Origin of the sequence: Roseobacter sp. (assembly GCF_045106495.1) — a bacterium.
Classification (GTDB): Bacteria; Pseudomonadota; Alphaproteobacteria; order Rhodobacterales; family Rhodobacteraceae; genus Roseobacter.
Window position 1 is genome coordinate 89469 of record NZ_JBGCEQ010000008.1, and the last position, 7257, is coordinate 96725.

The 7257-nt window shown below is 55.8% G+C and carries 8 protein-coding genes; 2 read left to right on the forward strand and 6 right to left on the reverse strand.

What is annotated here, in order from left to right; genetic code table 11:
- Window positions 1-3: 3 nt before the first annotated feature.
- From comE to hisD, 6 genes are read right to left on the reverse strand one after another with little or no spacing between them, the layout of a single operon-like run.
- Entirely contained in the window at window positions 4-558 is a 555-nt protein-coding gene (gene comE, locus AB8B75_RS06775; RefSeq protein ID WP_405360894.1) for a sulfopyruvate decarboxylase subunit beta, read from the reverse strand.
- On the reverse strand, window positions 555-1061 hold the full coding sequence (gene comD / locus AB8B75_RS06780) for a sulfopyruvate decarboxylase subunit alpha (protein ID WP_405360896.1): 507 nt from the start codon (window positions 1059-1061) through the stop codon (window positions 555-557). The genes comE and comD overlap by 4 nt, the downstream gene beginning before the upstream one ends.
- 57 nt (window positions 1062-1118) lie before the next feature.
- Complete coding sequence (locus tag AB8B75_RS06785; protein WP_405360897.1) at window positions 1119-1523, reverse strand: universal stress protein; 405 nt, start codon at window positions 1521-1523, stop codon at window positions 1119-1121.
- Between the two features lie 42 nt (window positions 1524-1565).
- Complete coding sequence (locus tag AB8B75_RS06790) at window positions 1566-2582, reverse strand: alcohol dehydrogenase catalytic domain-containing protein (protein WP_405360898.1); 1017 nt, start codon at window positions 2580-2582, stop codon at window positions 1566-1568.
- Window positions 2579-3331, reverse strand: a complete 753-nt coding sequence (locus AB8B75_RS06795; RefSeq protein ID WP_405360900.1) for an SDR family NAD(P)-dependent oxidoreductase — start codon at window positions 3329-3331, stop codon at window positions 2579-2581. Before AB8B75_RS06795 ends, AB8B75_RS06790 begins: the two co-directional genes overlap by 4 nt.
- Window positions 3332-3335: 4 nt before the next feature.
- On the reverse strand, window positions 3336-4643 hold the full coding sequence (gene hisD, locus AB8B75_RS06800; RefSeq protein ID WP_405360902.1) for a histidinol dehydrogenase: 1308 nt from the start codon (window positions 4641-4643) through the stop codon (window positions 3336-3338).
- Window positions 4644-5022: 379 nt separating this feature from the next.
- Between hisD and AB8B75_RS06805 the strand changes: the two genes are divergently transcribed.
- Window positions 5023-6042, forward strand: a complete 1020-nt coding sequence (locus AB8B75_RS06805; protein WP_405360904.1) for a LacI family DNA-binding transcriptional regulator — start codon at window positions 5023-5025, stop codon at window positions 6040-6042.
- Between the two features lie 99 nt (window positions 6043-6141).
- Complete coding sequence (locus AB8B75_RS06810) at window positions 6142-7254, forward strand: S-(hydroxymethyl)glutathione dehydrogenase/class III alcohol dehydrogenase (protein ID WP_405360907.1); 1113 nt, start codon at window positions 6142-6144, stop codon at window positions 7252-7254.
- Window positions 7255-7257: the final 3 nt, after the last annotated feature.

Here is a 7257-nt window from a genome sequence, read left to right on the forward strand (position 1 = left end):
CCCCTAGGCCTGTACGGACTTCATAAAGCGATCACGGATCACGGCCGGGTCCATTGTGATAACAGGCAGTTTAATGTTACCGCTGTCGCATTTCACAACAATGACTGTCATTTTCTTGCTGTCGATCGCCGCTTGCAGAACCTCGCCGGTGTCGATGTCCTGACATTCGACTACATTCTCACACCCGCAGGCTTTCGCAACCGCAGAGAGCGATGTTTTCTTGCCGGCATAGGTGGGTTGGTCGCCAGTCGAACCATAGCTGCCATTGTCGATGATCATCAGAATGTAGTTGTCGGCAACATTGTTTGCGATTGTTGGGAGCGTGCCGAGGTTGGTCAGCACTGAGCCGTCGCCGTCGATGGATATAACGGTTTTGTCCTGTGCCAAGGCGAGGCCGAGGCCAATAGAGGAAGATAACCCCATGGTGCCCAGCATGTAGAAATTAGTGGGCTGATCGTCGATCATATGCAGTTCTTGACTCGGCAGGCCGATGTTGCAAACGACCAGTTGGTCACGCAGGATGGGCGCAATTTCGCGCAGGATTTCAGAGCGGATCATTGGTCTCCGTAGCCTCCCCAGAAGGACGCATCCGTCAGGATGGCCACAGGTTTGTTGCACATGAACGTGTATTTCAGAATGGCATCAAGCTCATCCGCATCCGATTCCTTGTGGAAATGATAGGTCGGGATGAGCATTTGTTGCAGCAGAGCTTTCGTATGTACTGCCATTTCTACTTGGCAGGCTACGGGCTCACGTAACTCGCCCCGGTAGGAAATCAGCATCGGCAGAGGCATGCGATAGAATTGCGTTAATGTCGCCAAAGTGTTGATGGTGACACCGATGGCGGTGTTCTGCATGATGATCGCAGGTCGTTTGCCGCCCATAAACGCACCGGCGCAGAGCCCCATTCCTTCGTCTTCTTTGTTCGAGGGGATGTGATGGATTTCCTCGCGCGCTTCGACCTCGTCGATGACTCCGGCGAGCTGCTTGCAGGGCACGGTCGTGATAAATTCGACGCCATTGGCGACAAAGTCGTCCACAATTTTAGTGCTGATGTACACGTGTTTACTCCTCGTGTGCGAAAAAGAACTTTGAATCAGTGAGTTGTCAGTTTGTTTTTACCGAATGACGTAGACTGAGCAGGGTGCATGTCGCACCACGCGTGACGACGTTGAGCCTAGGAAATAGTCGCTCAGGCCGGGTTTGTGAGACCCAATGATGATGCAATCGGCGTCAATTTTCCGCGCATACTCCGTGATGGTGCGCCCGGCGGAACCTTGCAACATTACCGGTTCGACATCGCTCGTGCCTATAAGCCGATCCGCCAAGGTCTCACTGGCAGAGGCAAATGCTCGTTTTACAGCGTCTTCGGGAATAAACGCATTTACTGAACTGCTTGGGGTTTCATGGACGTGCACCGCAAAAATTTCGCCATCATCGCCACGCAGATGGCGGGCCATATCAAGTGCTTCCTTGCTGATGCCGTGGTCCAAGGCCAAAGCAACGATTATTTTCTTGTGCATTTCGGGTCCTTTCGGGATTGCGGGGCTCTGTATTTTCGTTGCCTAGGAGACAGGCGTCGCGTGTTCCGGAGTAAGGATGATTTTGGGCGCGGCAACCGATCCGGAACGTATGTCTTTGAAGGCCGCATGGCCGTCCGCCAAAGCGCGTTCTTCGATCCAATCCAGGTCGCCCAGGCTGCCCTCAAAAATGGCCGCAGCGGTCGCGGCAAAATCCGCAGCAGTATAAGTGTAGGTGCCAATGAAGGTGATTTCCTGTAGCGTCATGCGGCGGACGTCAAGGCCTCCGGTTGCTTCGCCGAGGCCAATATGCGCGATGACACCACCGGCGCGGGCCAGCGCACTACATGTTTCGCGAGTTGCGGCGTATCCGACACCGTCGATGACGAAATCGACTTCACCATCTGAAGGCATAGCATCCTCATTGGGCGCGCAAACTTCAAACCCGGCAACATCAGCCAGTGCAGACCGGCGTATTTCATTGGGTTCAATCACTGTGATGTCGCGTGCGCCCTGCGCTGCAAGCGACAAAGCCGCGCCGACGCCAATTGCGCCGCCCCCGATCACGGCACATCGCAGTTGGGACAGATTGCCTCCCAGAACGGATTTGCCCAAGCGCACCGCATGCCAGCCGCACGCAATAGGTTCCGCAAGCGCTGCATGCGCAAGCGACACATTATCGGGCACTGTGATCAGATTGCGGTGAGGCATGGCGACATATTCAGCAAAAGCACCTTCGCGGGGATGCATCGAAATGATCTCCCGGTGCGGGCACAGGTTTTCGCGTCTTGTGCGGCAATATGAGCAGTTCTGGCAAGCGACCAATGGATTGATTGTAACGCGGCGGCCCTTATTCGCACCGTTTGCTACCACGCCAGCAGCTTCATGGCCCAGTGTCAGCGGGGCGGGACGACGGGCGTCATGCCCAAGATAGGCGTGCATATCCGATCCACAAATCCCCGACGCGACAATGCGCACGAGTTCTTCGCCTTCTTGCGGTATCGGCATGGGGCGATCCGTGTAGGAAAGGACTTCGACGTCTGTGTAAACAAGGGCTTTCATTTGGCGGTGAAACCTCCATCGACAAAAAGTGTTTGCCCGGTGACATAGGCCGAGGCATCCGAGCAGAAGAACATCAAGGGGCCATCCAAATCGGCAGGCTCCCCATTGCGTCCGATACAAGTTTGATCGGCGTTGCGCTGCGCCAGAACAGGGTCGTTGAACACTGGGCCGGTCAACTCGGTGCGAAAGAAGCCCGGTGCCAATGCGTTGGCGGTGATGCCATCCGAAGACCATGCCTCTGCCATGGCGCGTGTCATCTGCTCCACCGCGCCCTTTGAGGCACCATAGCTTATGCCGCCCGGGAAGGCGCGGCGCGACTGAAGCGATGCGAAATTAACGATTCTACCCCATCTTTTGGCCTTCATTCCAGGGGCCATGGCCTGCGAAAGAAAGAACGGCGCGGCAAGGTTGAGGTTCAGGGTCATGTCCCACCCCGCATCTGATACGTCTTCGGCCTTTTGACGCGTGTTGATACCTGCTGCATTGATCAGGATATCGATGCCGCCGAAGGGTTTGGCGGCATCACGTGCGATATCATGCAACGCGTTTCTATCCGACAAGTCAGCCGTCAGATGCGCCGTCTCTCCTGGTGTTTGGTCGGACCAAGCGGCCAGGGCCTCCGTGCGACGGGCCAAACCCACCACGCGCGCACCTGCGTTGGCCAAGAGGCTCGCGGCTTGCTTGCCAAGGCCACTGCTGGCCCCGGTCACGCAAACAACTTTGTCGGTAACATCGAAAAGGCGCGTCACGTTCTCAATCAATCGCTGAAAGGTCAAAGTTCTCTTGCGGGAAGTACTTGTGCAGCCGCGCATCAGCGGACCGCGCGTGACCTTCCATGCCTTCGAGCCGTGAAATGCGCGCGGTGGCTTCGGCAACAGGCTTGGACCCTTCTCTTGTTGCGCGTTGCCATGTGACAATTTTCATGTATTTGTGCACCGATAACCCGCCCGTGTATTTTGCAGATTGCGATGTTGGAAGAACGTGGTTTGTGCCCGATGCCTTGTCTCCAAAAGCCACGGTCGTTTCTTCTCCCAGAAACAACGACCCGTAGCATTGCAAACGGTCAAGCCACCAGGGCAAATCAGCAGCCTGAACAGTCAGGTGTTCAGGGGCATAATCATCAGAGCAAACCGCCATTTCCTCGCGGTCTTCACAAACGATGACTTCCGCATAGTCACGCCATGCGGCTTCTGCATTGTCGCGGTTCAACTCGGGCAAATCTGCGATCAGCCCCGGGACGATTTCCATAACTTTCTCTGCCAGTTCGCGACTGTCGGTTACCAGCCAGACCGGGGAGTTGTAGCCATGCTCAGCCTGTCCGACCAGGTCGGTGGCCGCAATGAATGGGTCTGCGTCTTTGTCCGCCAGGATCAGACTATCCGTTGGGCCCGCGATCATATCGATCCCAACACGACCAAATAGGATCCGTTTGGCTTCCGCGACAAACTGGTTACCGGGACCGACAAGAATATCAGCCTTGGGCAACCCAAAGAGGCCAAAGGTCATGGCAGCTACGCCTTGCACTCCGCCCATTGAGAGAATTTTTGTCGCGCCGCAAAGATTGGCCGCGTAGATAATAGCGGGATTGATGCCGACGCCTGGGCGCGGGGGAGAACAGGCCGTGATGTGTTGGCATCCGGCAACTTTGGCCGTGGTCACGGTCATGATTGCGCTTGCGATATGGCTGTAGCGGCCACCGGGCACATAGCATCCTGCCGCGCGGCACGGTATCGCCTTTTGACCAGCAATCAGCCCCGGCACGACCTCCAACTCAACATCGCTCATTGTTGATTTTTGAGTTTCCGCGAAACGGCGCACATTGTCATGAGCAAATGCGATATCATCTTTCAGTTTTTGCGAAACCAGAACGGAGGCTGCGGCAATTTCCTCTTCGTTGAGGATAATGCTGCCTTGGTAATTATCGAATTTCTCGGCATATTTCAAAGCGGCGGCATCGCCACCAGCTTCAATGTCGTCAAGAATGTTCTGCACAGTTTCGCGGACATCGCCCGCGTCTGTCATCGCGGTTTTCGCAGCTTTTTTCAGATATTCACGGGCCATGAATCTCGATCCTGTCTAATGGTTTGGATTAGTTAACGTGGGGGATTTTTGGCTCTTTATCCCGCACAAAGGTGAGTTTGCTTCAAAACTTGCGGGATGTTTCATCTCTCGCAGCCCCATTGTGCGACGGTTTTTTCGCGCTGAGTCAAGCATTTGAAAGACAGTTCCCTCGGTTTACTCATTTCCTGTTTCGCAAGGCTGTGCGTTGGTCGGCAATTAAGCAAACGTGAGTCTCAAGACCAGCCAGATTGAAAACGTTAACGCCGTGTAAGCGCTTACATCGATTCTTGCAAGGGCTTACATTTTTGGTTTTGTCGTGAAACTGTTTTGCGCATGACAACGCAACTGGCTTCAGGCCCGAGTGAGTGAAAAACCGCGCATGAAAAAGAACACAACGCCAACTCTGGAAGATGTCGCGCGCATGGCCGGTGTGTCTACGGCCAGTATTTCGCGGGCTCTTAATGACCCGGACAAAGTGTCCAAACCGACACGCGAGCGGATTGATCAAGCCATCGATGTGTTGGGCTACACGCCTAACTTCGGCGCCCGTGCGCTGGCGTCGAACCGCACAAACACGGTGGGCGCCATTATTCCCAGCATGGCAAATGCAATGTTTGCCAGCGGATTGCAGGCTTTTCAGGAGGTGCTGTCGGAGGCCGGCGTCAACCTACTGGTTGCCAGTAGCGGGTATGACCCGAAAGAGGAACTTCGACAAATCAAGGCGCTTGTCACCCATGGCGCAGATGGGCTTCTCCTAATTGGCAATGAAAGACCGCAAGAAACCAAGGATTTTCTTGAAAAACGCAACCTGCCTTGCGTGCTCTCATGGTGTTTTAAGAAGGGGTCGGACCAATTCTTTGTCGGTTTCGACAACAAACAAGCGGCCTATGACGCGACATCCAGGGTCTTGGCCAAGGGTCATAGGCGGCTTGCCATGATTTGTGGGATACGCAGCGGGAACGACCGGGCACGGGACCGATGCGCGGGTGTTAAGGCAGCCATTGCTGATTTCGGTGGGGATGCGGTTTTGAGTGAGATCATTGAAGCCAAATACCGCCTTGAACACGGCGCTGAAGCCTTTGAACAGATCATGCAAGGCGGAACGGCTCCGACGGCGATCATTTGCGGAAACGATGTCCTTGCTGCAGGCGCCTTGATGCGCGCAAGAGATCTGAATGTGAACGTGCCGCGTAGCGTTTCGATTGTCGGGTTTGATGACATTGGCATAGCTTCTGTTGTAACGCCGCCATTGGCTACAGTGCGTGTCCCACAAATCGAAATGGGACGCACCGCAGCGCGGGTTCTGTTGGCGCGTTTGGCGGGTGAAGGCGTTCCCAATAGTGTGCAATTGAAAACGCAGTTCATAGATCGCGGGTCTTTGGGGACACCACCAATTTGAAATTCAATCCAGGGTAGGAACGCCAGGGCTTTTACTTGACAAAGATGTCCGCCTTCTTTTTCTGTCCTATTGGAAAACCTTTTGGAGGCCGCCTTGATGATGAAGACCCGAGCTGCTGTTGCTGTTGCTGCCGGACAGCCCTTGGAGATCATGGAGGTGAATCTTGAGGGTCCGCGCGCGGGAGAGGTTTTGGTTGAGATCAAGGCGACGGGCCTGTGCCACACGGATGAATTCACGCGGTCCGGCGATGATCCGGAGGGGATCTTTCCGGCCATTCTGGGCCATGAGGGTGCGGGCGTTGTGATCGAGGTGGGCGCGGGCGTGACCAGCCTTGAAGTGGGCGATCATGTGATCCCGCTCTACACACCTGAATGCCGCGAATGCGAGTACTGCCTGAACCCCAAGACCAACCTCTGTCAGAAGGTGCGCGCGACGCAGGGTGCGGGGCTTTTGCCCGACGGTTCGACCCGGTTTTCAATGCTGGATGGCACGCCGATCCACCACTATATGGGCTGCTCGACCTTCGCCAATCACACGGTTGTGCCCGAGATCGCGCTGGCAAAGGTCCGGAAAGACGCGCCGTTTGACAAGATCTGCTACATCGGCTGCGGCGTGACCACGGGCATCGGGGCGGTGATCAACACCGCCAAGGTCGAGATTGGCTCGACGGCGGCGGTCTTCGGGTTGGGCGGCATCGGTCTGAACGTGATCCAGGGTCTGCGCATGGCGGGCGCGGATCAGATCATCGGCGTGGATCTGAACGATGACAAGGAAAAGATGGGCCGCCATTTCGGCATGACGGATTTCGTGAACCCCTCGAAGGTTGAGGGGGATATGGTTGCGCATCTGGTCGAGCTGTCGGGCGGGGGTTGTGATTATACCTTCGATGCCACGGGCAATGTGAACGTGATGCGCACCGCTCTTGAGGCCGCGCATAAGGGCTGGGGCGAAAGCATCATCATCGGCGTCGCACCTGCGGGTGCCGAAATATCGACGCGGCCGTTTCAGCTGGTCACCGGCCGGGTCTGGCGCGGCACCGCATTTGGCGGTGCGAAAGGGCGCACGGATGTGCCCAAGATCGTCGATTGGTACATGGACGGCAAGATCGAGATCGACCCGATGATCACCCACAAACTGACGCTGGACGAGATCAACCACGGCTTCGACCTGATGCACCAGGGAAAGTCCATCCGCGCCGTCGTGGAGTTTTGAGGG

Coding starts and splice junctions, on each gene's coding strand:
- comE (WP_405360894.1), bottom strand. CDS start 558: ATGATCCGCTCTGAAATCCTGCGCGAAATTGCGCCCATCCTGCGTGAC.
- AB8B75_RS06785 (WP_405360897.1), bottom strand. CDS start 1,523: ATGCACAAGAAAATAATCGTTGCTTTGGCCTTGGACCACGGCATCAGC.
- AB8B75_RS06790 (WP_405360898.1), bottom strand. CDS start 2,582: ATGAAAGCCCTTGTTTACACAGACGTCGAAGTCCTTTCCTACACGGAT.
- hisD (WP_405360902.1), bottom strand. CDS start 4,643: ATGGCCCGTGAATATCTGAAAAAAGCTGCGAAAACCGCGATGACAGAC.
- AB8B75_RS06805 (WP_405360904.1), top strand. CDS start 5,023: ATGAAAAAGAACACAACGCCAACTCTGGAAGATGTCGCGCGCATGGCC.
- AB8B75_RS06810 (WP_405360907.1), top strand. CDS start 6,142: ATGAAGACCCGAGCTGCTGTTGCTGTTGCTGCCGGACAGCCCTTGGAG.